Origin of the sequence: Streptomyces vastus (assembly GCF_039532825.1) — a bacterium.
GTDB classification, from domain to species: Bacteria; Actinomycetota; Actinomycetes; order Streptomycetales; family Streptomycetaceae; genus Streptomyces; species Streptomyces vastus.
Genome location: NZ_BAAASJ010000079.1, coordinates 39,482 through 62,398, shown reverse-complemented (window position 1 = coordinate 62,398; position 22,917 = coordinate 39,482). Strand labels below are relative to the sequence as shown.

The following is a 22,917-nucleotide window of genomic DNA, read 5'->3' as shown; positions in this document are numbered from 1 at the left end:
CGCCCGGAGCCGGTCCAGCCGGATACGGCTTCGGGCGCGACCACTCGCCACGAATACGGCTCTGCTGCCGAAGCCTGCCGAGTCACCGCTTCTTCGCCGACGACCTCACTTCTTCTCCTCGAACGTCACCGGCCGGTCGTCCCTCAGCTCGGCGAAGAGCTTCTTCGCCTGCGCATCGTCCCACTTCACGGCGTCGCCCTTGGAGGTCCGGAAGCCGAGGGACGACACGGGCACATTGATCTGTTTGCCGCGGCCGGCCGTGACGCTCCTCATCGCCTGGAACAGCGACGCCAGGGTGGACAGGCTCATGCCCTTGTCCACAATGAGCGTGTCCAGCCCTGCGCTGGTGGCCGGATAGAGCTTGGACGGGTCGAGCGCGACACCCGGTGTGACGGCCTTGCGGGCGAGGGCGGCCAGGAATTTCTGCTGGTTGCGGGAACGGCCCAGATCGCCGTGTGCCTCCTGGTGGCGCTGGCGGACGAAAGCGAGCGCGTTGCGGCCGTCGAGGTTGTGGCAGCCCTTCGTCAGGTTCAGTCCCGACTTCTCGTCCTTGATGTTCCTGTCCACGCAGATGTCCACGCCGCCCACCGCGTTCACGATGTTCACGAAGCCCGCGAAACCTATCTCCGCGTAGTGGTCGATGTGCAGACCCGTGTTGAGCTCGATGGTCCGGATCAGCAGTTCCGGACCGCCGAACGAGAACGCCGCGTTCAGTTTGTTCTTCGCCGGGCGGTAGTGCACTCCCGTTTGGGGGCGGATGTGCGCAGGGATGGTCACCCATGAGTCGCGCGGCAGGCTCATCATCGTGGTGCCGTTCGCGCCGGTGTGCAGCAGGATCATCGAGTCGGTCCGGCGGCCGTCGGCGGCCGAGCCGCCGGTGTGCAGATCCTTGATGGCCTCGGCGGAAAGGCCCGCACGGCTGTCCGAGCCCACGATGAGGTAGTTGGTCCCTTTGCCGTGCGGGACACGGTCCGTGATCTTGCCGAGGTCCACATCGCGGTTCAGTTCGACGTCGGCCCAGAGGTACGTGCCGACGGATGCGACAAGGAGCAGGCAGAGCAGCAGGATCACGGCTCGTATGATCCTGCGGGCCCGGCTGCGGGGAGTTCTGAGCGGCCGGCCGGATCGCCGAACGCCGCCCCGACCGCCGAATCCGGGAGGCCTGTTGGGTGCTCCGGCACTCGTTTCCCGCTGATGAGGGATGAACACGCTCGGTGCGCCTGGGTTCAGCGATGCGTTCGGTGTCTGCGCCGTGTGCGGCCGGGGCGCGTGGTCGGTCCGGTGCCACACCTCTCCCTGGATGACATGGTGCGCATCCCACTGTTCGTCGAGCCCGTCGGTGTGGGGCCACCCGTACTGCCGATCATTCATGAGCGGTCCTTGGTCATCTCGATGTCAGCTCTGTTGCCTGGGCGGGTTGACCTATGTAGTCGGCGGCGGTGCCGGAGCGCTGCATGCGATGCCACTTCAGCCGAGTGCCGAGGACAATGGCGACCAGGGACTGGATGACCACGAGATACATCAACTGTCGGTAGACGAAGAGCTGGAAGGGCATCGACCACAGCGCCCTCCTGCGCTCACCGTCCAGCCGCAGCGCGTATCCGGCGGAGGCCAGCTGGACGAGGAGGAAGGCGAGCCATACACCGGTCGACTGCACGGGGTTGAGGAAGAGCGCCCCGTACAGGGCGAAGAGGTCGACGATCGGCGCCATCAGCGGCAGCGCGACCTGGAAGAGAGCGAGATAGCTCAGGCCGCGGCGCCCGAAGCGGCCAGCAGGGCCCACCTCGAAAACGGCGCCGCGGTGTTTCCACATGGCCTGCATCGTGCCGAAGCACCAGCGGTAGCGCTGCCGCCACAACTGGCGCAGCGAGGTGGGCACCTCGGTCCAGGCGACGGCGGACTCCTGGTAGACCACCCGCCAGCCGGCCCGCCACAGGGCCATCGTGAGGTCGGTGTCCTCGGCGAGGGTGTCCTCGCTGACCCCGCCGACGCCCATCAGCGCGTCCCGGCGGAAGGCGCCGATGGCACCGGGGACCGTCGGCATGCACTCCAGGACCTCGAACATCCGGCGGTCGAGATTGAACCCGAAGACGTATTCCAGGTGCTGCCATTTGCCGAGCAGCCCGCGTCGGTTGCCGACCTTGGTGTTGCCGCTGACGGCGCCGACGGCGGGGTGCGCCAGCGGCTGGATGAGCTCGTAGATGGCGTCCGGTTCGAAGACGGTATCGGCGTCGACCATGACCACGATGTCGTACATCGCGTGGGCCAGTCCGGTGTTGAGGGCGGCGGCCTTGCCCGCGTTGGGCTGGCGGATCACCCTCACCCGGGGATCGTTGATCCAGGTGGCGAGGTCCGCCGTCTGATCCGTCGACCCGTCGTCGATCACGATGATCTGCAGGTACGGATGTGTGGAGGCGAGCAGGGAATGGACGGTGGATTCGATACCCGCCTCTTCGTTGTAGGCGGGTATGAGGATCGTCACCGGGTCGTTGATCTCCCGCAGCCAGGGCGCTCCGGGACGGAGGCGCGTGAGACGCCGGACATGGGCGCGGGCGAAGAAGACGAGGCTGATGAGCCGCAGCACCCCCAGCGCACCAGCCACGGCGAGCACCCAGGTCATGCCGTTCGCGAACGCGTGCCCCATGGTCGTGACCAGGATCAGGCCCTTGCCCTGCCCTCGTTCGACTGTGGTCGCCGATGTGTCGGGAGGGGCCAGCCGGAGACCGGCCGTCACCGTGGTGAATTTCTCAATATTTCGGTTGTTGAGCAGTTTTTCTGTCTCTTTATAGGCAAGTTCCGTCTGACTGAACTGCCGGATCACGCCCTGTGACGGCTTTCGGTACCACGGGTCGGCCGCGACCAACAGGTAACCGTCCGCAGCAGCGCGTCGAGCCGCCTCCCACTCGGCGCCGCACAGCGTGTCCGGCGAGGTCGTCTGCGGCATGCGCAGCAACGTGGTCCGGACGCCCGCCGAGCCGGCCAGCGCCGTCTGCGTGAGCGACAGCTCCATCCGGGAGCGGATGGCCGACGACGCGCCCAGGTCGGCGCCGGTGTAGGTGTTCGATCCGATCTCGTGGCCCTCGGCGCGGATCCGCCGCACCAGCTCCGGATGCCGGGCCGCCTGGACGCCGAAGAGGAAGAAGGTGGCGTGCACGTGATGCTTGTGCAGCAGGGTGAGCAAGCGCGGTGTCCACACCGGGTCGGGTCCGCCGTCGAAGGTGAGCGCGACGGTACGGGCGGGCATCGAGGCGGATTTCACCTCATCACCGTCGATGCGCAGCACCGGACCACCCCGGCTCACGGTCTTCGGCACCGGTTCGGTGCAGTCGTGCCGGGTCGGCGCGGCGTCGACCTCGTTGTTGGTCCAGCCTTCGAAGAGCAGGGAGGCGAACATCACGGGGAGTACAAGACTCAGCAGTAGCCAGTGCCCACGCGGCTCGCGGGAGCGCTTGTGCCGCGCTCTCACGTGACGGCTCATACGCCCGCGCCCAGCGTGTCATTAATCACATGCCACTTGATGCATTTCCGGCCACGGCAGGGGGTGCGTCTGACGGTGGTGACTGCGTGGCCCAAGGCCTTTCTGCTCCGATCAGAGGGGTCGTGACATGACGCATCAGTGCATGTCTTGTGGGCTTCTGTGGTTCGGCTGCCCTCACACATGGGGGGCGAGTGTAGCCATGGTGAATCTCGTGAGCATGTCTGAAACCAACGGCAACCTTTTCGGCTTCTGTGGCTGGTGTGACACCTGACGAAGCCGCTGCGCTGGAGGGGGTAAGCGCCCATGGGCCCATGGCGCGCTGTCCAGCCCCTCACCCGTCGTCACCAACTGTCGTGAGCAACCTTCATGCCAACAGATCAGCGCACGAGTCGTATCGACTCGAGTCGAGAAGGCATCGCCGCCGGCGTCGCCCCGAAGGGAATGGGGTCCGGCCGTCCGGCGGACGTCTCCCGCGAGGCAGTGGGCAATGTCACCGTTTCGTCGCAGGTCGGGCCTGCCCTACAACTGACCCTCCCCGGAGTCGGTCTAGCTGGCACAGATCGCACCACGGAGGAAAGGGAAAGGCCGACATGGGGGACATACGCAGACGGGGAGCCGTCGTACTCGGAATCACCGGACTGGTGGCGCCGCTGACCGTCGCGCTGGGCGCGGCGCCCGCGCAGGCGGCGACCTGCACCACGCAGACCGGTCCGTATCAGAAGCAGGTGGAGAGGTTCCTCGGCCGGACCGTCGACGGCAGGCAGTCCGCCGCCGACTGCCAGGCGATCAAGGCCTTCCAGACCAAGCACGGGATCAAGCCGAACATCGGGTACGCGGGGTCGGTCACCTGGGGCGTGATGGACCTGATGCAGAAGCAGAAGGCCGTCGGGAACAATCCCAACAGGGACGGCAGGTGCCCGGTCAACAAGGGCCGCATCGCCTGCGTGAACCTGACGCTGCAGCTCAGCTGGATCCAGGACGGCAGCAGGCTCGTCTACGGCCCGGTCCCGGTCCGCACCGGACGCAACGGATACGAGACCCGTACCGGCCTGAAGAAGATCTACTGGCGGAACATCGACCACGTCTCGACCATCTACAACGTGCCGATGCCCTACAGCCAGTTCTTCGACGGCGGCCAGGCCTTCCACTCCGTGGGCGTGAGCATGTGGAACCCGCCCGGCTCGCACGGCTGCGTCAACATGACGAAGACCCACGCCAAGAAGTACTGGTCGCTCCTCAAGAAGAACGACGACGTCTTCGTGTACGGCCGCAAGCCGGGCACCTGACCGGTCGGCCCGGCTGCCCCGAAGGGCAGCCGGGCCGGAGTCGATGCAGGGCCGGTCACGCCTCGGGCGCGTCCCCGAAGTCCGGTATCTCCAGCCTTGCCCCGCCCTGCCGCGCGGAGTCGTGCGCGACGATGCCCGGCAGGGTGTAGCGGGCGGCCACCCACGCGTTCACCGACGGCAGGGTGCGCGTGTTCACCGCGGTGACGAAGTCGTCCACCAGGAAGTGGTGGCTGCCCTCATGGCCGTTGTGCAGATGGTCGAACTCCCGCGGCAGCCGCGAGCGGTCGTGCACCGGCGCCGACCCGGACGTGAAGGCCGCCCTCAGGTCCGGCGCGATGTGCTGGAGCGACGGGTCGTCGGGGGACATGGTGGGCTTGGGCTCCAGCAGCTCGCTGATGTCCTTGACGCCCTTCTTGTCCTGCCACAGGGCCACCGTGGCGAGCTGCTCCATGCTGGCGTCCGTACCGAAGAACCGGAACCGCGACTCCCTGATGTGCGAGGGGTATCCGACCCGCCGGAACTCGTTCGTACGGAACGAACCGCCGCCCGCGACCTCGAACAGCGCGCTCGCATTGGAGAAGTCGTTGCCGAACCGACTGACCTCCTGGTCGAAGACCCCGTCACCGCGGTCGTCCTTGACGCCGATCGCGGACACACTCACCGCATGCGTCTGCCAGGCACCCAGCACCCCGCCCACCGAGTGCGTCGGGTAAAGCAGCGGCGGATAACTGGCGGTGGACTTCCAGTCCTCGCCGCCGCTGTACTGATAGGCCTCGTAGAACCCGAGGTCCATGTCGTGCACATAGTCGCCCTCGGCGTAGAAGAGCCGCCCGAACGCGCCCTCGGCGATCTGGTTGCGGGCGTGCACGGTCGCCGGGTTGTACTGGCTGGTCTCACCCATCATGTACGTCAGACCGGTGGCGCGTACGGCATCGATGATCGCCGCGATCTCCTCCGCAGTGATCGCCATCGGCACCGCCGAGTAGACGTGCTTGCCGGCGTTCAGCCCCTGGACCACCAGCGGTCCATGGGTCCAGCGCTGCGTGAAGACCGCGACGGCGTCGACCGTCTCGGACTCCAGCATCGCCTCGTACGAGGGGAAGGTGCCCGACAACCCTTCCGCGGACGCCAGTTGCTCGGCCCGCTCGGGCAGGAGGTCGGTGACGAAGACCTCGCTCACACCGGGATGGGCCAGGAACAGCTTGGCGAACTGGCCCGAGAACTGTCCGGCACCGACGATGCCGAGGGAGAACGTCATGTAGGGGGTGCCCTTCACTGGTCGAGTCACTGGTCGAGGATGAGATTGATCTGGTCGTTGGTCTCGTCGAGGCTGCTCACCGGCTTGCCGTTGCCGTAGATGTCCTCCATGGCGGGATGCATGAGCGCGGTGACGTCGGCCGCGTAGTTGGTGATGGGGTAGGAGAACGTCCGGAAGTTCTTCTTGTCGGCCACGGGCTCGGTGAAGGCCGTGACGTCGATGCCCTTCTTCTTGTAGGCGGCAGTGGCGGCCTCGGTGCCGGCCGGTGTGGCGGGGAAGACGACCCCGGCCTTGCCGACCACGGTCTGGCACGCGTCGGAGGCCAGGTACGCCACCCACTTGCGGGCGTTCTCCTTGTTGTCGGAGGCCTTGCTGATGGAGTCGGCGAGGCCGTTCATCATCGTGGCGCGCTTGCCGGTCGGACCGGCCGGAGTGAGGGCGGTGCCGACGTCGATGCCCTTGGTGCCGTAGTACGTGGAGATCATCCAGGCGCCGTCGAAGACGGCGGCGGCCTTGCCCGCGGCGAACTGCGTGATGCCCTGGTTGGACTGGATGTTGTAGTCGGAGAAGGGGGCCATGTAGCCCTTCTTCGCCAGGCCGAAGTACCAGTCGATGGTGGACTGGAAGGTCTTGCTGTCGTACTGGTATTCCGTGCCCCACCGGGCCTTCTCGGTGTAACTCCAGCCGGTGGAGCCGGTGAAGGGGCTCCACTGGGTCTGGCCGTCGCCCATGCCGCCGCCCTGGGTGGCGAGCCCGTACACCTTGACGTTGTTCTTGTCGAAGCCCGGCTCGTCGCCCCGCTTGCCGTTCTTGTCGACGGTCAGGTGGGCGATCGCCTTCTCGAAGGTGCCGCCGTCCTTCGGGTTCCAGGAGAGGCCGCCCAACTGCTCGGCGGTGAGACCGGCGTCCTTCACCATCTTCTGGTTGTAGAAGAGCGCGACGGTGTCCCAGTCCTTGGGAGCGCCGTAGCGGTGGCCGTCCTGGCCGATCCAGCTGGCGGCGAGCCCCGGCTGGTAGTCGTCGTTCTTGATGCCCACGTCGTCGAGCGGCTCCAGCACCTGAAGGTCGGCGAACTGGCCGAACTTCTGGATGTGGTCGGTGAACACGTCCGGCTGGGTACCCGCGATGAAGCCGGCGGTGAGCTTGGTCCAGTAATCGCTCCAGCCCAGCTGCGTGATCTTGACCTTCAGGCCGGGGTTCTCCTTCTCGAACCCCTTGGCGCAGGCCTGGTAGGCGGGCAGCTGGTTGGAGTCCCACAGCCAGTACGTCACCGTGTTCGCGGAGGCCCCAGTGGAGTCGCCCTGCGCGCAGCCGGTCACCAGGGTCAGCCCCAGCGCTCCGACCAGCGCGGTCAGCGTACGAAGTCGCATGGTCATTCCCTCACTTGATCCCGGTGAAGCCGATGGAGCTGACGATGCGGCGGGCGAAGCAGGCGAACAGCACCAGCATCGGCAGCGCGGCGATCAACGTCGCCGCCATGAGCCCGGACCAGTCGACGCCAGTCGCCGGGGTCTGCGCCCGGAAGACCGCCAGCGCCACGGTCAGCACGCGCGAGCTGTCGCTGTACGACACCATCAGCGGCCAGAAGTAGTCGTTCCAGGACGTGATGTAGGTCAGCACCGACAGCGTGATGATCGGTGTCGACGCCATCGGCAGGACGACCCGGAAGAAGATCTTGATCTTTCCGGCGCCGTCGAGCAGCGCCGCCTCCTCGACCTCCCGGGGGATGTTCATGAAGAACTGCCTCAGGAAGAACACCGCGAAGGGCGTCATGAACATCGTCGGCAGCGCGATCCCCAACAGCGTGTCCACGAGCTGGAGTTCCTTGATGAGCACGAAGTTCGGCAGCAGCGTGAAGATGGTCGGCACCATCAGCCCGGCCAGGAACAGGGCGAACACTTTGTCCCGGCCACGCCAGCGCAGCCGTGCGAAGGCGTACGCGGCCATAGCGGAGAAAAAGATCTGACAGCCGGTGATCACCGTCGAGACACCCACCGAGTTCAGCAGATAGCGCCAGAAGTCGAGACCGCCGCCCGCGCCGCCCTGCGCGACCGCCTCCTCGGCCGACTGCAGACCGAGGGCCCGCTCGAAGCCGCTGGTGGTGAGGTCGACCGGCAGCGGGTTGGTGGGGTCGGCGCCCAGGCCCGCGTTGGTGGAGAGCGCGGTGCGCAGGATCCAGTAGAAGGGCAGCATGGTGATGAGGACGATCAGGCCCATCCCGGTCCAGGCCGCGGCCCGCCCGAAGGAGAACCTGCGCCGCTCCGGTCGTATCCCGGTATTGGTCGCTGTTACGGCAGCCATGTCGGTATCTCCCTTCCGTCAGCCGAGGTCGCTCTGGCCGGCCCGGGTGAGCCGGTACTGCAGGACGGTGATCGCGCTCAGCACGACCAGCAGGGCCACCGACATCGCCGAGGCGTAGCCGAACTGGAAGCGGCCGAAGGCGGAACCGTAGATGTAGAACTGCAGGACGTTGGTCGCGTTCGCCGGGCCGCCCGCGGTGGTCACCGCGACGGTGTCGAAGACCTGGAACGAACCGATCACCGTCATGATCAGCACCACGGCCAGCACCGGCCGCAGCAGCGGCATCGTGATCCGCCAGAACATCCGCCACTCACTCGCGCCGTCGACCCTGGCCGCCTCGTACATGTCGTTCGGGATCGCCTGGAGCCCGGCGAACAGGAGAAGCGCGGTGTAGCCGACGTGCCGCCAGACGTTGATCAGGGCGATGGTGGGGATGGCCCAGGTCTCGTCGGCGAGGAAGGGGACGCGGTCGGCGCCGAGACCGCTGATGATCTCGTTGCCGATGCCGAGCTGGGTGTCGAGCATCCACAGCCACACGAGGCCGGCGACGACGTTCGACATCAGATACGGGGTGAGCACGATGCCCCGCAGCAAGGACGACTGCGTGAGCCGCTGGAGGAGAACCGCGATCACCAGCGCCGCCACCGTCTGCACACCGATGTTGAGGACCACGTACTCGACGGTGACCCAGAGCGATTCCCAGAAGATCGGGTCGTTGACCATCCGGACGTAGTTGTCCAGGCCCACCCACTCCGCCGGCGTCAGCAGGTTGAAGTTGGTGAAGCTCAGGTAGATGCCGCGCAGGGTGGGCCACAGCAGGAAGACCAGAAAGCCCAGCATGGCCGGTGCGATGAAGACGGCCGCGAGGGCTCCGTCACCGTGCGGCCGGGCCTTGGCCTTCTTCACGGGGGCCACGGCTTCGCCACCGCTGAGTGGTAGGCGGGATGGTGGGCTGCTGGAGGCGACGGTCATCGGGGGACTCCCTGCTCTGCGGCTCGGCCTCGTGCCCCACTTACTTTTGATGCGGAATAATCTGCGCGTCAAGAGTCGTGCATGTACCTTCTCGAAGTGGTTCTTCTGGCCTGGCGATGGCCGTATCGTTTCCGTGTTGCTTCCACGGCAAAATAAAACATGCGAACGTGCGAGGATTCACGCCATGACCACACTTACCGCCAGCTGGCTGCCGCTCAGTCCCGGCGAGCGTGCCGTGGCGATCGAGGTGCTCACCCACGGCCCGCTGTCGCGCAGCGAACTCGCCCGGCGACTCGACCTCTCCGCGGGCAGCGTCACCCGGCTGACGAAGCCGCTCATCGAGTCGGGCCTGCTGGTCGAGGTGACCGAGGGCGCCACACTCGCCGAGGTGCGCCAGGGCCGTCCCTCCCAGCCTCTGGACATCGTCGCCGAATCCCGCAGGTTCGTGGGCTTCAAGATCACACAGGACATGGTGTACGGCGTCGTCACCACACTCAGGAGCGACATCGTGGCCCGCCGCGACCGTCCGCTCACCGGCCATGACCCGGACGAAATCGTCGACGTGCTAAGGGAGTTGACGGACGACTTCGCTCGCGACTTCCCCGGCCTCGCAGGCATCGGCATCGGCGTGGGCGGCCGTGCCCACGACCGGTCCGTCGTCGACGAATCGGCCTTCCTCGACTGGCGCGACGTGCCCCTGGGCCGGCTCGTCGAGGAGCGCACCGGGCTGCCCGTCGTCGTCGAGAACGACGTGGCCGCACTCGTCGAGGCCGAGAGCTGGTTCGGCGCCGGCCGAGGCCTCGACCGCTTCGCGGTCCTCACCATCGGCGCCGGCATCGGTTACGCCCTCGTGATCGGCGGCAAACGGGTCGCGACAGCGGAGGACGGAGTGGGTTACGGCCGTTTCTGGATCGTGAACCCCAACGGCCCGCTCACCCCCGACGGCCAACGCGGCAGCGCCGTCTCCCTGTTGACCATCCCCAACATCCGCTACCAGATCCATGCCGCCACCGGCCAGGACCTGTCGTACGGCGAGATCCTCACCCTCGCCGCCGCCGGTGATCCCATGCCCTCCCGTGTCATCGACGAGGCGGCCCGCGCCCTCGGCACACTGGTCGCCCAGATCGCCAACTTCGCCATGCCCCAGAAGATCCTCCTCGCCGGCGAAGGCGTGGGCCTGGTCGACGTCGCCGGACCGGCGGTCGAGGCGGCCATCCAGGCCAACCGCCACCCGCGGGCGGAACCGGTCAACCTGGAGACCAAGGTGTCCGACTTCCACGACTGGGCGCGAGGAGCGGCCGTACTAGCGATCCAGGTGCTGGTGCTGGGAGGCGTCGAAGCGTGAGGTCAGCGCACCAGAGCCGCTACGGCGCGGACGACTGCCCGCTGGTGCCGCTCAACTTCCGCAGTTCCCCGCCGACATCGGTGCGCAGCTTCTTCAGGAGTGCGGGCTGCGCGCCGATCGCCCATCTCGGGCCCACGAGGTACGTACCGCCGTAGACGGCGGCGGCATCCAGCCAGGTCTCCTTGTACTTCTCCTGCGGGAACGTGGTGACCGTCCAGTCGCCGCGCGAGGTCCGGCACACCCCTTCGCGCAGCTGATCCGCCTCGATGCGGATCTTCGGCTTGCAGCCGGTGAGTGACGCGATCACCTCGACCTTGGCCGGCGCCGGCGGCTGGGAGACCGTACTCGGGCTCGCCTTGCTCGCCGGCTGCGCCGACTCGGCCGAGCACCCCACCAGCAGGGTGCTCAACAAGGCCGCCGCGACGGTGCACAAGGGGCGGAGGCGGGATCTGGTCACCGTGGTTTCCTTCCTCGACAGGGGTGTGGACCTGGACATGGACCGGTTGTGCCAGGAGGTACGGGAAGTGGTGACGGCACGTTCAAGATTCGCCGAGGGCGGAACGCGATCCCCTTCCCGTCACGCGTCACGCTTCTAGGCTGGAGCGGTGAGCAGCCACGCGCCCAACGAAGCCCGCGTCATTCCCCTGCGACCGCGACCGGTACCGGCGGAGCCGACCGATCCTGCCAGTCCCCCCGAGCCGGCGCCCAAGGAGCCGCTGTGGCGGGACGTCGTGGGTGACGTCCTGCGACGCGAACGGCTCGCTCAGGAACGTACGCTCAAGGACGTCGCCGACGCGGCCCGGATCTCGATGCCGTATCTCTCCGAGCTGGAGCGCGGCCGCAAGGAGGCCTCGTCCGAGGTCCTCGCGGCCGCCGCCCACGCCCTCGGACTCAGCCTCGCCGACCTGCTGGCCCGCGCCCACCGCCAACTCGTCCGGCCCGCCCGGCCGCTCGGGTCCCGCACCGCGCACCGCTCCACCGAGGTGCAGTCGCGGTTCGGCGGTGTACGTCTCGCGGCCTGAGCCCGAGCGGACCGGCCCCGTCACGCCGCTGCCAGCACCCGTCGGCTGAGCACCTGGTCGGCCAGGCCGTACGCCACTGCCTCCTGCGCGGTGAACACCTTGTCGCGGTCCATGTCGGCGCGCAGGGTCTCCACGGAGTGATGGGTGTGCAGGGACAGCACCTCCTCGACCTGGGATCGGATGCGCATCATCTCCTTGGCCTGAATGCTGAGGTCGGCGGCCGTTCCCCGGGCGCCGCCGCTCGCGGGCTGGCCAAGCAGCACCCGGGCGTGCTCCAGGACGAACCGCCGTCCGGCGTCTCCACCGGCCAGGAGCACCGCCGCCGTCGAGGCGGCCTGGCCGACGCAGCACGTCGAGATGGGCGCGTTGACGTAGCTCATCGTGTCGTAGATCGCCATCAGCGAAGTGAACGAGCCGCCGGGCGAGTTGATGTAGACGGAGATCTCCTGCTCGGGAGCCGACGACTCCAGGTGGAGCAGCTGGGCGATGACGACGTTGGCGACGCCGTCGTCGATCTCGGTGCCGAGGAAGATGATCCGCTCGGCGAGCAGTTTGCTGTAGATGTCGTACGCGCGCTCCCCCTGCGGGGTGCGTTCGACGACGTTGGGGATCGCGTACTGGCTCATGTCAGAGTCCCATCCGTCGCTTCGAGGCGGCCGGGCGGACGTCGTCGAGCGACTCGACGACGCGGTCGACCATTCCGTACGCCTGTGCCTGCTCGGCCGTGAACCAGCGGTCCCGGTCGCCGTCGCGGGCGATCGTCTCCTCGCTCTGGCCGGTGTGCTCGGCGGTGATCCGTTCGACGGTCTTCTTGGTGAACTCGAGGTTCTCCGCCTGGATCTGGATGTCGGCGGTGCTGCCGCCGATGCCGCCCGAGGGCTGGTGCATCATGATCCGCGCGTTCGGCAGCGCGTAGCGCTTGCCGGGCGTCCCGACGGTGAGCAGGAACTGGCCCATGCTCGCGGCGAAGCCCATGGCGAGGGTGGCGACGTCGTTCGGGATCAGCCGCATCGTGTCGTAGATCGCCAGACCCGCGCTCACGGAGCCGCCCGGGCTGTTGATGTAGAGGCTGATGTCGGTTCGCGGGTCCTCGGCGGACAGTACGAGCAGTTGGGCGCAGACGCGGTTCGCGGAGACCTCGTCGACCTGCGTGCCCAGGAACACGATGCGCTGGCCCAGGAGTTGGGTGGCCAGGTGGTCGTCGAACCGTGACGGAGGCGTGTCGCCCTCCTCGGCTCGGGGTGTCAGGGCCGGGGCCCAGCCGGTCGTCCGGGACCGGCCGGTGGTGAGTGGTGCCATCGCTCCTCCTTGTGCTGACTGCCGCATCGCCGCGGTGCTTCCACCCTCGGCCCGAGGTGAGGCGTGGCGTAAGGGATCTCGGCCCGCAGCAGATTCGCCGACAGCAGAGCGCGCGGTGCCGGTCAACTGCCCGATGGCTCCGGCTACTTGGTGACCACGAGCGAGAACTCGTAGAGATCAGCGCGGCACAGCGACTCGCCGTACTCCACGACATGACCCGTGTCGTCGAACGCCGTGCGCCGTACAAGGAGGGCGGCGGAGCCCTCCTTGACGCCGAGCAGCCCCGCTTGACGGCCCGTCACGTTCACCGCACGGATCTGCTGGGTCGCCCGCACCACACGAACGCCATGGGTGATCTGCAGGGCTTCCGACAGCGAGCCCGTGAGCAGTGACTCGTCGAGGTCCGGGAAGCGCTCGGCGGAGAGGTAAACCGTCTCCAGGCAGATGGGGAAGTCGTCGCCGAGGCGCAGCCGTTCGATGCGGAGGAGGGTCGTGCCGGGGTCGACGCCCAGGGCGGTGGCGTGGTGCAGGTCGGCCTCCAGCCGCTGAGCGGCGAGCAGTTCGGCACTGGGCCGGTAGCCGCGCGAACGGAGATCCTCGGAGAACGAGGTGAGCGTCGAGGTCTTGGTGATCCTGGGGTGTGCGACGAAGGTGCCCACGCCCCGCACACTGCGGACGAGGCCGTCTTCGCGCAGCGCCTGGAGCGCACGCCGGGCGGTCGCCCTGCTGACGTTGTACCGCTGGGCGAGCTGCCGTTCGGTGGGCAGCGCCGTGTCGGGCCGCATCCGGGAGATGTCGGCCTCAAGCCGCCGTCGCAGCGCCTCGTGCTTGTAGGAGTCCATCTCCACGTCCAGGGTGCTGGGCTGCTGGTACTCCGGCGCCAGTGGTGCGTACGTACAGCCAGTGGTACGTACCACAGGGTGCCCAGGCTAAGTCGACCGTTCCCCTCGGTCAACGAACTGACGTGTACTGACGGCAATCTGGGCGGCAATCCCATCCGGGGGTCTGGGCAGCCGCATGCCCCTTTGGTACGGTCCACAGCCACGTCAGCGACTCCCCAGCCAGCGCCTCCGAAGGGGGCTGACGCACCGGTCCGCCCCGACGAGACCACGCAAGGAGGCCGATGATGAAGAGCACGCGGCGCTTACGCCGCCGCCTCGCCCGGGCGGCCTGCGCCCTCGCCCTCGTGCTACCCCTGACCGCCTGCGACGCCCTGACACCCGGGAGCACGGCCGCCGTTACGGGGCCCCGCAGCGTCCCGTCCTCAACCGCCGTGCCGGAGGGGGACGTCACCCTGCGCGTCCAGTTCGCCGACGCCCCGCTGATGGTGGACGCGCTGATCGCCGCGTTCGAGAAGGGCCACCCCGGGATCAGCGTGGAGCCGCAGTACAAGACGTTCTCCGACTACGTGCAGAACCTCAAGCTCACCATGACCTCCGACTCCGCCCCCGACATCGCGCAGTACGCGGTCGGGATGACCGACCTCGCTCAGGACGGGCACATCCTCGACCTGGCGCCGTACCGGGAGGCGTACGGCTGGGACGAGTCCATTCCTCCGGTCAGCCTCGACCAGCTCACCGCAGGGCTCAGAAGCGAAGCCACCGGCGGGCGCGCCCTGTTCGGGGTCCCGGCCGGTCTGTCGATGACCGGCATCTATTACAACAAGGAGCTCGCCGAGAAGGCCGGGATCGACGGTCCGCCCAGAACGCTGGCGGAGTTCGAGGACCAGCTCGCCGCAGCGAAGGACGCGGACCTGACGCCCCTCGGGGTCGGCGGCCTGGACACCGGCGGCCTGCACCTGTGGGCCGCTCTCCTCAACCAGACCATGCCCATGGACGATTACTGGGACTGGGTCAACGGCACCAAGGACGCCACCATCGAGAACAGGGCCGGGATCACCGCCAGCCGGCTCGTCGTCGAGTGGGGCCGCAAGGGGTACTACAACGAGTCCGCCAACGGCACAGCTCAGCTCGACTCCACCGCCCAGTTCGCCAAGGGCGACAGCGTCTTCCTGATCAACGGCAACTGGGCGGCCGGACAGCTGGCGACCACCATGGGAGACAACGTCGGCTTCTTCCCGATGCCGGGCGAGCAGGCCGGCGATCCCACGGTGGCCTCCGGCTTCAGCGTCGCCTACGCCGTCTCGTCCCGCACCGAACACCCCGAGGCGGCAGGCGCGTTCCTCGACTTCCTGACCTCGCCGGAGGCCGGCCAGATCATCAGCGACAACGGTTTCCTGCCGCCCAACCCCGAGGCCGTCGCGAAGCCGGAAGGCGTGCTCGCCGACGTCGCGGAGGGTCATCGGCGGGCCGTCGGCGACGACGGGATCACGACGTTCCCCGACTTCGCCGCGCCCGCGATGCTCGACCGGCTGCGTTCCGGGGTGCAGAAGCTCATCGCGGATCGTGTCGAGCCCGCGGACTACCTCGACTCTCTTCAGGACGAGTGGGAGGAACACCATGCCGAGTAGGCCGCCGGTCCGGCCTCCGGGCGCCCGTGGGCGCGGTCCGTGGCGCGGCTATGTGTACGTGCTGCCCGCATTCCTCGTCTACGTCGCCTTCGCGGTGCTGCCCGCCCTGCACACGGCGTACCTGTCGCTGTTCGAGTGGGACGGCGTCACGCTGGGCGAGTGGGTCGGCCTCGGCAACTACCAGGAGATTCTCCAGGACTCCGTACTGCGCCGGTCCGTGTTCAACGCCCTGGTGCTGGTGGTGTTCTTCTCCTTCGTGCCCATCGTGCTCGGCCTGGCGATGACCGGGCTGCTGGCCCGCTACCGGCGGCCCGGCATGGGGGCGTACCGCTTCCTGTTCATGCTGCCGCAGGTGATCCCCCTCGTCGCGGTGGGCGTCACCTGGCGCTGGCTGTACGGGGACGACGGGCTGGTGAACCAGGCGTTCGGCGCGGTCGGCCTGGACGGTGTGACGCGGGCGTGGCTCGGTGACTTCGACGCCGCGCTGATCGCCGTGGGCCTGGTCGGCACCTGGGTGCTGAGCGGCCTGTGCATGATGCTCTTCCTCAGCGGGGTGCAGAAGGTGGACCCCAGCCTGTACGAGGCGGCCCGGATCGACGGGGCGGGCCCGGTCCGGGAGTTCGTGTCCGTCACCCTGCCGCATCTGCGCGGCGAGCTGGCCGTGGCCATGACCGTGACGACGGTGGCCGCGTTGGCCAGCTTCGACATCGTGTACGTGACGACGAACGGCGGCCCCGGCGAGCAGACGACCGTTCCCGGTCTCCTCGTGTACCGGCTGGCGTTCTCCGAGGGCAAGGTCGGACTGGCCGCGGCTCTGGCCGTCGTCCTCGGCTGTCTGATCCTCGCGATCGTCTACCTCGTCAACCGTCTGTCGAGGACGGAGACATGACCGCAGACATGACCACCGCCAAGCGCTCGGAACGCTGGTCCGGCTACGGGCTCCTCACGGTCATGGCGATCGCCGTCGTGCTCCCGTTCCTCAGTGTCTTCCTCGCCTCCGTGCAGCCCGCGGGCACACCGGTGGTGGGCCTGACCTGGCCGGAGGAGTGGAGCTGGGGCAACTACGAGCAGGCGTGGTCGGTGGCCGCGTTCTCCGACCTCATCCGGCACAGCCTCATCATCGCCGTCGGTGTGGTGCCCGCCACCCTGGTTCTCGCCGCGCTGGCGGGCTACGCGCTCGGGACCATGCGGCTCCCGGGCGGCAACGCGGTCGCGGCCTTCTTCATCGCCGGCCTCACCATCCCGGTCGAACTGATCGTGGTCCCGCTCTACTTCGACCTGCGGGGCCTCGGCCTGACCAACTCGTTCCTCGGCGTGATCCTGGTGGAGATCGCGCTGTTCATGCCGTTCAGCGTGTTCTGGATGCGCACCCACTTCCAGTCCACCCCTCAGTCGCTGGTGGAGGCGGCCCGGATCGACGGCGCCTCACCGGCCACGATCCTGCTGCGGATCCTGCTGCCTCTGGCCCGGCCCTCCCTGACGACCCTCGGCCTGCTCGTCTTCATGTGGTCGTGGAAGCAGTTCCTGCTGGTGCTGGTCCTCATCCAGGACACGACCAGGCACACCGCCCCCGCCGGCCTCGGCTTCTTCGTCGGTCAGAACACCACGGACATCCCGACGCTGGCCGCGGGCACGATCATCGTGATGCTGCCGATCCTGATCCTCTTCGTGATCTTCCAGCGCAGCTTCATCGCGGGACTGCTCCAAGGGGCGATGAAGGGATGAACGAGCACTTGGAGAACGGGTGGGTCTCCCGGTCACGCCGCCCTGCGGGAGTCCGCGGACGGGTGGGATCGCTGGGACGGCGTGGTGTGCGAGGCGCGCTCGTAGGCAGCCGCCCACTCCAATACCAGCCGCTGGTACTCCTGCCGCTGCTCGCCGCTGAGCGTGCCACCTGTCCGCAGCCACAGGGCGCGGATCTCCTCGTTGACCTCGGCGGCCGAGCGCCCGGAGGCGTTCGGAACACGGTGTGGAGTGGTGGACATAGCGTGAATCATACGGGCCTCGCTGTGAAGGCCAGGTGAGTGGCCTCTGTCATTGCGGCTACTCACAATTGACTTGCTCTTCCTCCTGACGGAGGGAGATTCTGGCCTGCTCGCTCGGTGCTGTGCCGCTGGGCGGCATGGGCACGCGGCGCACCCGGTCAGTGGGGGTGCGGCTCCTCGCGGTGGACCGGGCCGTGCGGCGTCTCGCAGTGGGCGTCGTCGAATGCGCCGGCGCGGACTTCGAGGAGGTACTCGGCCGCGTGGTCGACTTGTAGCGTGGTGTGGCTGATCCCGTAGTCGCTGTGGAGCGTCCTCTCCAGGTCCCGGCGCACCGTGTGGCAGTCCGCGCCGGGGTCGACCAGGACGTGCGCGGACAGGGCGGGCTGCCCCGAGGTGATGGTCCACACATGGAGGTCGTGCACCTCGGTCACCGTGCCGTGTGCGACGAGCCGGTCCCCGATGGTGTCCGGATCGAGGTGCGCGGGAGCCGCTTCCAGGAAGATCCGCCCGGACTCGCGGACCAGTCCGTAGCCCGCCCTGACCATGAGGACCACCACGACCAGGGTCGCGATGGCGTCGGCCCGCGCAAACCCGGTGAGCAGCACGACCAGACCGGCGACCGCGGTGCCGATGAACGCGAACAGGTCGTTGAGGATGTGCTGGTAGGCGCCCTCGACATTGAGCGAGGTGCGGTTGGCCTTGGAGATGCACCAGGCGGCCGCAATGTTCACCATGATCCCGGCGAGGGCTGTGCCGAGCACCAGCCCGCCCTCCACCTCGGGCGGATCGATCAGGCGCAGCACGGCCTCGTACGCCAGCCAGGCGCCGAGCAGCAGCAGCGTGAGCCCGTTGGCCTGCGCGGAGAGGATCTCGGCCCGCTTGAGGCCGTAGGTGAAACCGCCGCGGGCCGGGCGCGCGGCCAGCCGCATCGCGATCAGCGCCAGCACGATCGACACGGCGTCCGTGAGCATGTGCGCCGCGTCCGAGATCAGGGCGAGCGACTGGGCGATGATGCCGATGACGACCTCGATGGCCATGAACGAGGCGATCAGTGTCAGCGCGATCGCGAGCCAGCGGCGGTCCGCGTCCGCGGCCACACCGTGCGCGTGCCCCCCGTGCCCGGCATGCCCGCCCGGCTCGTGTGCGTGGTGCGCGCTGGTCATGTGTTGCCCCCTCGATTCAATGGCCGACTCCCGCAGTGAAGCGCACCTTGCGGAGATCGGCAAAGGCTGCATCGGTGACCGTTGTCATCATCGTTAACAGGCCTCTGACCTGCCGCGATGCATCTGGCGGTCGGAAGCGGCCCCGGGCCTGCGAAGGCCGCCGGGGGCCCGCGGTCAGGCGCCGAAGAGCTGCGTCCAGTACGTGCCTGCCGCGCCGCCGCCCGCGAAGCCGATGCCTATGTGGGTGAAGGCAGGCTTGAGGATGTTGGCGCGGTGGCCGGGGCTGTTCATCCAGCCTCGTACGACCTCGGCGGGGGAGCGCTGGCCGCAGGCGATGTTCTCGCCGATGGTGCGACGGGTGCTGCCCGCGGCGGCGGCGCGGTGCCAGGGTTCGCTCCCGTCGGGGGAGGTGTGGGAGTAGAAGGCGCGGGCCACCATGTCCGCGCTGTGCGCCTGTGCCGCCGCGGTGAGCAGGGGGTCGGGGGCTAGGGGCGGCAGTCCGGCCGAGGCACGCTCGGCGTTGGTGAGCGCGATGACGTCGGCGGCCGTCTGCGCAAGCCCGCCGGGGGTGAGGGGCCGGGCCCACAGCGCCGTCCAGTAGAGCGTGCCGGAGCGGCTGTCCGGGACGTACGCCACGCCGGTCTCGGTGAACGCCGGATCGTGGAGCGTGCTGCGGGACTGCTCGCCCGACAGGCAGTACTCCACGAACTCGGCCGGGGTGCGCGGGCCGGAGACCAGGTGTTCGCCGATGGTGAGATACGCGTATCCGCCCGCGGTGACGCGCTGGTACACGGAGAGCCCGTCCGCGCCCTCGGAGCCGAGACGTCCCTGCGCGGCCATACCGGCGGCGTGGGCCCGGGCCGCGGCTTCGAGCCGGGCGTCGCGGGAGACGGACGGTGAACCGGCTGCGGCGCGCTCGGAGTTGACCAGGCCGAGAAAGCCGTCGGGGTCTGCGGCACGAGGGCCTCCGGCCGGTGCAGGAGATGGGATACGAGCGCTCGGTGCCGGTGCCGGTGCCGGTGCCGGTGCGGGTGCCGGTGCGGGGCCCGGGCGTCCGGTTGCCGTGCGCCCGCCGCCGCGCAGCCGGTCGAGCCCGGCACGCGCAACGCTCAGGGCCGTCGCGACACCCGTGCCCCTGGAGCCCGAGGCAGGAGAGCTGCCGGGAACCGGCGAGCCGCCTGGAACCGCGCCCCCGCCGGCGTGGGCGTCGGCGTCCTCGCTGACCTCCACGCCGAAGTCCCGTGCGATGCCTGCCAGTCCGTCGGCGTACCCCTGCCCCAGTGCACGGATCTTCCACGCCGTGCCCCGGCGGTAGATCTCAGCGAGCAGCAGCACGGTCTCCTGCTGGGGCCGCGGCGGGGTGAACCGGGCGAGGACACGGCCGCCCGGCCCGGTCACGCGCAGGCTCGGTGCGGGCAGCCGGCCCAGCGGAGTGCCGGGATCGGCGGGAGAGACGACCACGGTGACACGGCTCGCCCCCGGCCGCAGCGCGGGCGGGTCGACGCTGAGCGTCTCGCCGGTGAGGCGTGCACCGGGTGCGCTCGGCTGGTTGTAGAACACGAAGTCGCCATCTCCGCGCACCTTGCCGCTGTCATCGGTGATGAGCGCGGACACGTCGAACGGCCCCGGCACCTGAAGCGTCAGGGCGCCATCCGGCAGGGCCAGATTGCCTCCAGGAACCAACTCGCTCATCGTGCCGCCGCCCGTCGGGGTGCTGAATCCGCTGTACGCGCCCCGAGGGGCGTTGCCCGGACAACGTCTCACCGGTGAGCGGGGGTTCCCCGGATTGTGACGTCAGCAGGCCAGCTCCCGGGCGCGCTGCGCCGCCTCCCGCACAGAACCCCGGTGAACCGGCCCGTGCCCGGGCAGCAGTACGTCACCGGAGAGCGCCTCGAACGTGCCCAGCGTGGCGAGCGCCCCGCGCCGGTCGTGGTCGAACATGACGGGCAGCAACTGCCGGCCCTGCACGCGCGAGGTGGGATGTCCGCTGACCAGCGCGTCGCCGGAGATCACGATCCCCGCTTCCGGCAGGTGAAAGGCGCTGTGGCCCTCCGTGTGTCCGGGGGTGTGGACAGGGACGGGGCGGCCGGGGAGATCCAGGGGGCCGGCGGTGGGAGGAAAGCGCTGAGGGCTCGTCACCGGTACGGGCTTCGTGCCGCCGGAGCGCAGCGCCTGCACCGCCCAGGGCAGGACGCCCGGGCGCCAGCCGTTCTTGAGGATCTCGCCGATGGTCACCTGGTGGAGGAAGTCCCGGCGCGCGTGCGGGACTTCGGCCTCGTGGGCGTAGACCGGCGTGTCGTACGTACGGCTGAGGTATTCGGCCGAGCCGAGATGGTCGTTGTGTGCGTGCGTGATGAGCACGGCCGCGACCGCCTCGGGTGCACTGCCCACGGCCGACAGTGATTCGAGGACCTTCTCGCGGTCTCCGGGACAGCCGGTGTCGACCAGGGTGACGGCGTCGTCCTCGGTGAGGATCACCCAGTTGGTGTTGCTGCCGTGCACCAGATGGACGCCGTCGGCGACTTGGCTCGTGCGTGCCCGCATCATCATCTCTGACCTCAAGGTCCCTGACTGCCGGACCCAGCCAAGCAGATGGGCGGCGGGGTCAGCGCTGCGGGTCCGCGGAAGTGCGCAGTGACCTCAGGGCCAGAAGCAGTACGCCGATGTCGTCGAGGTACACCGGGTCGGGCACGAGGTCGGTGGGCAGGACCACGTAGGCGACGGCACCCCAGAAGACCCAGGGCGAGCCCGTCGGGAGCCCCGCGCGACGGAGCGCGCGCCGGGTCCGGACCAGCCGTACGAGAAACGCGACCGCCACCGCGAGAACAGCGGCCAGCAGGGCGGCGACCACGAGGACCACAATCCACGTACTGCTGTCCATGCGTCCTGCCTCGGCTCGTCCCGGCTTGTCCTGCTTCCCGTTCACCTTTCCCGGTCCGGTGGCTCGCCACGCGGCGTGGTGAGCCCGGAGCGGCGACCGCCTCGTTCCTACCCTGTGCTGTCGAGTGATCACCTGGAGAGAACCAGCGAACAGTTGGGGTGTGCCCATGAAGATCGCCTGCGTCGGCGGCGGCCCGGCCGGCCTGTACTTCTCGATCCTCATGCGGCGGCAGGACCCGTCGCACGACATCACCGTCTACGAACGGAACCCGGCAGGCTCCACGTACGGCTGGGGCGTGACGTACTGGGGAGATCTGCTCCACGAACTGCACGCCGGCGACCCGCGGTCGACACGCGCCATCCGCGACAGCTCGGTCCGCTGGAGCGACGGGGTCGCGCACATCGGCGACCGTACGACCACGCATCACGGCGACGAGGGCTACGGCATCGGCCGCCACCGACTGCTGGAAATCCTCGCCGAGCGGGCCGAATCCCTCGGTGTACGCCTCGAGTTCGGGCACGAGATCGCGGGCGGGGCGGAACTGCCGGAAGCCGACCTGGTGGTCGCCGCCGACGGCGTCCGCAGCGCGGTGCGCGAGCGGCACGCCGGCCACTTCGGCACCGAGGTCGCCTATGGCCGGAACAAGTACCTGTGGCTCGGCACCACCAAGGTCTTCGATTCGTTCACGTTCGCCTTCGTGGAGACGCCGCACGGCTGGATCTGGTGCTACGCGTACGGCTTCAGCCAGGACGCGAGCACCTGTGTCGTCGAGTGCTCGCCGACGACCTGGACCGGGCTGGGCCTCGACCGGGCGGGGGAGACCGAGGGGCCGGCGCTCCTCGAAGAACTCTTCGGCCAACTGCTCGACGGGCACCGGCTGATCGGCCGTACAGACCCCGGCAGCACAGACCCCGGTGGCACCAGCACGCGGTGGCTCAACTTCCCCACCCTCACCAATCGCACCTGGTCCCGGGGCAACCTCGTCCTGCTCGGCGACGCCGCCCACACCACGCACTACTCCATCGGCGCGGGCACCACGCTCGCCCTTCAAGACGCCATCTCCCTGGCCGGTGCCCTGCGCGGAGCCGAATCGGGAGAGTCCCAACTCGCCCCCGCCCTCGCCGCGTACGAGAAGGAACGCAAGGCAGCCCTGCTCTCCGTGCAGAGCGCGGCCCGCCTCAGCGCGCAGTGGTACGAGAACCTGCCGCGCTACATCCACCTCCCTCCGCACCGGATGTTCGCGCTCCTCGGCCAGCGGCACTCCCCGCTGCTCCCGTACGTCCCGCCGCAGCTCTACTACCGGATCGACCGGGCGGCGGAACAACTCCAGGCGCTGCGCAGGCTGAAGCGCTGGCTCGGTCCCAGGCTCGCGCGGACCCTGCACGCGAGGCGCGGCTGACCTCCGAACGGGCAACCCGTTTGGCTGAATGGCGCTGTTGCTCACGTGCTCCGCGATA

Annotated in this window: 22 protein-coding genes; 7 read left to right on the top strand and 15 right to left on the bottom strand. The window is 68.7% G+C overall.

What is annotated here, in order from left to right; translation table 11 throughout:
• Positions 1-105: 105 nt before the first annotated feature.
• Both ABD357_RS28905 and ABD357_RS28900 read right to left on the bottom strand, forming a co-directional pair.
• The gene (locus ABD357_RS28905) at positions 106-1,371 is read right to left on the bottom strand and encodes an LCP family protein (protein ID WP_344393955.1); all 1,266 of its coding nucleotides are present in this window, start codon (positions 1,369-1,371) and stop codon (positions 106-108) included.
• A gap of 13 nt (positions 1,372-1,384) precedes the next feature.
• Positions 1,385-3,478, bottom strand: coding sequence for a bifunctional polysaccharide deacetylase/glycosyltransferase family 2 protein (locus ABD357_RS28900; RefSeq protein WP_344393954.1), 2,094 nt, complete (start codon positions 3,476-3,478; stop codon positions 1,385-1,387).
• Positions 3,479-4,068: 590 nt separating this feature from the next.
• Here ABD357_RS28900 and ABD357_RS28895 point away from each other — a divergent pair.
• Positions 4,069-4,764 (top strand): L,D-transpeptidase family protein, encoded by a 696-nt coding sequence (locus tag ABD357_RS28895; protein ID WP_344393953.1) that lies wholly within the window; start codon positions 4,069-4,071, stop codon positions 4,762-4,764.
• A 55-nt stretch (positions 4,765-4,819) separates the two neighbouring features.
• Here the strand turns inward: ABD357_RS28895 and ABD357_RS28890 are convergent, their stop codons facing one another.
• From ABD357_RS28890 to ABD357_RS28875, 4 genes are read right to left on the bottom strand one after another with little or no spacing between them, the layout of a single operon-like run.
• On the bottom strand, positions 4,820-6,022 hold the full coding sequence (locus ABD357_RS28890) for a Gfo/Idh/MocA family protein (protein WP_344393982.1): 1,203 nt from the start codon (positions 6,020-6,022) through the stop codon (positions 4,820-4,822).
• A gap of 26 nt (positions 6,023-6,048) precedes the next feature.
• Positions 6,049-7,392, bottom strand: a complete 1,344-nt coding sequence (locus ABD357_RS28885; RefSeq protein ID WP_344393952.1) for an ABC transporter substrate-binding protein — start codon at positions 7,390-7,392, stop codon at positions 6,049-6,051.
• A 10-nt stretch (positions 7,393-7,402) separates the two neighbouring features.
• Positions 7,403-8,323 carry a carbohydrate ABC transporter permease gene (locus tag ABD357_RS28880; RefSeq protein ID WP_344393951.1) on the bottom strand — a complete coding sequence of 307 codons (921 nt, stop codon included), beginning with the start codon at positions 8,321-8,323 and terminating at the stop codon, positions 7,403-7,405.
• A gap of 18 nt (positions 8,324-8,341) precedes the next feature.
• Positions 8,342-9,295: a carbohydrate ABC transporter permease gene (locus ABD357_RS28875; protein ID WP_344393950.1), complete on the bottom strand. Its 954-nt coding sequence runs from the start codon at positions 9,293-9,295 to the stop codon at positions 8,342-8,344.
• Positions 9,296-9,479: 184 nt separating this feature from the next.
• Here ABD357_RS28875 and ABD357_RS28870 point away from each other — a divergent pair, with 184 nt between their 5' ends.
• Entirely contained in the window at positions 9,480-10,640 is a 1,161-nt protein-coding gene (locus ABD357_RS28870) for an ROK family protein (protein WP_344393949.1), read from the top strand.
• A gap of 19 nt (positions 10,641-10,659) precedes the next feature.
• Here the strand turns inward: ABD357_RS28870 and ABD357_RS28865 are convergent, their stop codons facing one another.
• The gene (locus tag ABD357_RS28865; protein WP_344393948.1) at positions 10,660-11,097 is read right to left on the bottom strand and encodes a hypothetical protein; all 438 of its coding nucleotides are present in this window, start codon (positions 11,095-11,097) and stop codon (positions 10,660-10,662) included.
• A gap of 148 nt (positions 11,098-11,245) precedes the next feature.
• On the opposite strand from ABD357_RS28865, the gene ABD357_RS28860 reads away from it, so the two are divergent.
• Positions 11,246-11,662 carry a helix-turn-helix domain-containing protein gene (locus tag ABD357_RS28860; RefSeq protein WP_344393947.1) on the top strand — a complete coding sequence of 139 codons (417 nt, stop codon included), beginning with the start codon at positions 11,246-11,248 and terminating at the stop codon, positions 11,660-11,662.
• Between the two features lie 20 nt (positions 11,663-11,682).
• Here the strand turns inward: ABD357_RS28860 and ABD357_RS28855 are convergent, their stop codons facing one another.
• The 3 genes from ABD357_RS28855 to ABD357_RS28845 form a co-directional block, all read right to left on the bottom strand.
• Positions 11,683-12,288 (bottom strand): ClpP family protease, encoded by a 606-nt coding sequence (locus ABD357_RS28855; protein WP_344393946.1) that lies wholly within the window; start codon positions 12,286-12,288, stop codon positions 11,683-11,685.
• Position 12,289: 1 nt separating this feature from the next.
• Positions 12,290-12,961, bottom strand: a complete 672-nt coding sequence (locus ABD357_RS28850; protein ID WP_344393945.1) for a ClpP family protease — start codon at positions 12,959-12,961, stop codon at positions 12,290-12,292.
• Between the two features lie 143 nt (positions 12,962-13,104).
• The gene (locus ABD357_RS28845) at positions 13,105-13,878 is read right to left on the bottom strand and encodes a GntR family transcriptional regulator (RefSeq protein ID WP_344393944.1); all 774 of its coding nucleotides are present in this window, start codon (positions 13,876-13,878) and stop codon (positions 13,105-13,107) included.
• 206 nt (positions 13,879-14,084) lie between these two features.
• On the opposite strand from ABD357_RS28845, the gene ABD357_RS28840 reads away from it, so the two are divergent.
• Genes ABD357_RS28840 through ABD357_RS28830 form a run of 3 tightly spaced genes read left to right on the top strand, consistent with a single transcriptional unit; the run spans position 14,085 to position 17,156 of the window.
• Complete coding sequence (locus ABD357_RS28840) at positions 14,085-15,431, top strand: ABC transporter substrate-binding protein (RefSeq protein ID WP_344393943.1); 1,347 nt, start codon at positions 14,085-14,087, stop codon at positions 15,429-15,431.
• The gene (locus ABD357_RS28835; protein WP_344393942.1) at positions 15,421-16,320 is read left to right on the top strand and encodes a carbohydrate ABC transporter permease; all 900 of its coding nucleotides are present in this window, start codon (positions 15,421-15,423) and stop codon (positions 16,318-16,320) included. The genes ABD357_RS28840 and ABD357_RS28835 overlap by 11 nt, the downstream gene beginning before the upstream one ends.
• Positions 16,317-17,156, top strand: coding sequence for a carbohydrate ABC transporter permease (locus ABD357_RS28830; RefSeq protein WP_344393941.1), 840 nt, complete (start codon positions 16,317-16,319; stop codon positions 17,154-17,156). The genes ABD357_RS28835 and ABD357_RS28830 overlap by 4 nt, the downstream gene beginning before the upstream one ends.
• A gap of 32 nt (positions 17,157-17,188) precedes the next feature.
• Here the strand turns inward: ABD357_RS28830 and ABD357_RS28825 are convergent, their stop codons facing one another.
• The 5 genes from ABD357_RS28825 to ABD357_RS28805 all read right to left on the bottom strand — a co-directional run bounded on the left by ABD357_RS28825 (position 17,189) and on the right by ABD357_RS28805 (position 21,460).
• Positions 17,189-17,428: a hypothetical protein gene (locus ABD357_RS28825; RefSeq protein ID WP_344393940.1), complete on the bottom strand. Its 240-nt coding sequence runs from the start codon at positions 17,426-17,428 to the stop codon at positions 17,189-17,191.
• 146 nt (positions 17,429-17,574) lie between these two features.
• Positions 17,575-18,579, bottom strand: coding sequence for a cation diffusion facilitator family transporter (locus ABD357_RS28820; protein WP_344393939.1), 1,005 nt, complete (start codon positions 18,577-18,579; stop codon positions 17,575-17,577).
• Positions 18,580-18,753: 174 nt separating this feature from the next.
• On the bottom strand, positions 18,754-20,271 hold the full coding sequence (locus ABD357_RS28815; RefSeq protein WP_344393938.1) for a CAP domain-containing protein: 1,518 nt from the start codon (positions 20,269-20,271) through the stop codon (positions 18,754-18,756).
• 102 nt (positions 20,272-20,373) lie between these two features.
• Positions 20,374-21,123 (bottom strand): MBL fold metallo-hydrolase, encoded by a 750-nt coding sequence (locus ABD357_RS28810; RefSeq protein ID WP_344393937.1) that lies wholly within the window; start codon positions 21,121-21,123, stop codon positions 20,374-20,376.
• Between the two features lie 61 nt (positions 21,124-21,184).
• Positions 21,185-21,460 carry a YkvA family protein gene (locus ABD357_RS28805; protein WP_344393936.1) on the bottom strand — a complete coding sequence of 92 codons (276 nt, stop codon included), beginning with the start codon at positions 21,458-21,460 and terminating at the stop codon, positions 21,185-21,187.
• Positions 21,461-21,626: 166 nt separating this feature from the next.
• Here ABD357_RS28805 and ABD357_RS28800 point away from each other — a divergent pair, with 166 nt between their 5' ends.
• Positions 21,627-22,859, top strand: a complete 1,233-nt coding sequence (locus ABD357_RS28800; protein ID WP_344393935.1) for an FAD-dependent monooxygenase — start codon at positions 21,627-21,629, stop codon at positions 22,857-22,859.
• Positions 22,860-22,917: the final 58 nt, after the last annotated feature.

Coding starts and splice junctions, on each gene's coding strand:
- ABD357_RS28840 (WP_344393943.1), top strand. CDS start 14,085: ATGATGAAGAGCACGCGGCGCTTACGCCGCCGCCTCGCCCGGGCGGCC.
- ABD357_RS28825 (WP_344393940.1), bottom strand. CDS start 17,428: ATGATTCACGCTATGTCCACCACTCCACACCGTGTTCCGAACGCCTCC.
- ABD357_RS28820 (WP_344393939.1), bottom strand. CDS start 18,579: ATGACCAGCGCGCACCACGCACACGAGCCGGGCGGGCATGCCGGGCAC.
- ABD357_RS28810 (WP_344393937.1), bottom strand. CDS start 21,123: ATGCGGGCACGCACGAGCCAAGTCGCCGACGGCGTCCATCTGGTGCAC.
- ABD357_RS28835 (WP_344393942.1), top strand. CDS start 15,421: ATGCCGAGTAGGCCGCCGGTCCGGCCTCCGGGCGCCCGTGGGCGCGGT.
- ABD357_RS28880 (WP_344393951.1), bottom strand. CDS start 8,323: ATGGCTGCCGTAACAGCGACCAATACCGGGATACGACCGGAGCGGCGC.
- ABD357_RS28850 (WP_344393945.1), bottom strand. CDS start 12,961: ATGGCACCACTCACCACCGGCCGGTCCCGGACGACCGGCTGGGCCCCG.
- ABD357_RS28830 (WP_344393941.1), top strand. CDS start 16,317: ATGACCGCAGACATGACCACCGCCAAGCGCTCGGAACGCTGGTCCGGC.
- ABD357_RS28800 (WP_344393935.1), top strand. CDS start 21,627: ATGAAGATCGCCTGCGTCGGCGGCGGCCCGGCCGGCCTGTACTTCTCG.
- ABD357_RS28875 (WP_344393950.1), bottom strand. CDS start 9,295: ATGACCGTCGCCTCCAGCAGCCCACCATCCCGCCTACCACTCAGCGGT.
- ABD357_RS28890 (WP_344393982.1), bottom strand. CDS start 6,022: ATGACGTTCTCCCTCGGCATCGTCGGTGCCGGACAGTTCTCGGGCCAG.
- ABD357_RS28855 (WP_344393946.1), bottom strand. CDS start 12,288: ATGAGCCAGTACGCGATCCCCAACGTCGTCGAACGCACCCCGCAGGGG.
- ABD357_RS28905 (WP_344393955.1), bottom strand. CDS start 1,371: ATGAATGATCGGCAGTACGGGTGGCCCCACACCGACGGGCTCGACGAA.
- ABD357_RS28900 (WP_344393954.1), bottom strand. CDS start 3,478: ATGAGCCGTCACGTGAGAGCGCGGCACAAGCGCTCCCGCGAGCCGCGT.
- ABD357_RS28895 (WP_344393953.1), top strand. CDS start 4,069: ATGGGGGACATACGCAGACGGGGAGCCGTCGTACTCGGAATCACCGGA.
- ABD357_RS28885 (WP_344393952.1), bottom strand. CDS start 7,392: ATGCGACTTCGTACGCTGACCGCGCTGGTCGGAGCGCTGGGGCTGACC.
- ABD357_RS28870 (WP_344393949.1), top strand. CDS start 9,480: ATGACCACACTTACCGCCAGCTGGCTGCCGCTCAGTCCCGGCGAGCGT.
- ABD357_RS28805 (WP_344393936.1), bottom strand. CDS start 21,460: ATGGACAGCAGTACGTGGATTGTGGTCCTCGTGGTCGCCGCCCTGCTG.
- ABD357_RS28815 (WP_344393938.1), bottom strand. CDS start 20,271: ATGAGCGAGTTGGTTCCTGGAGGCAATCTGGCCCTGCCGGATGGCGCC.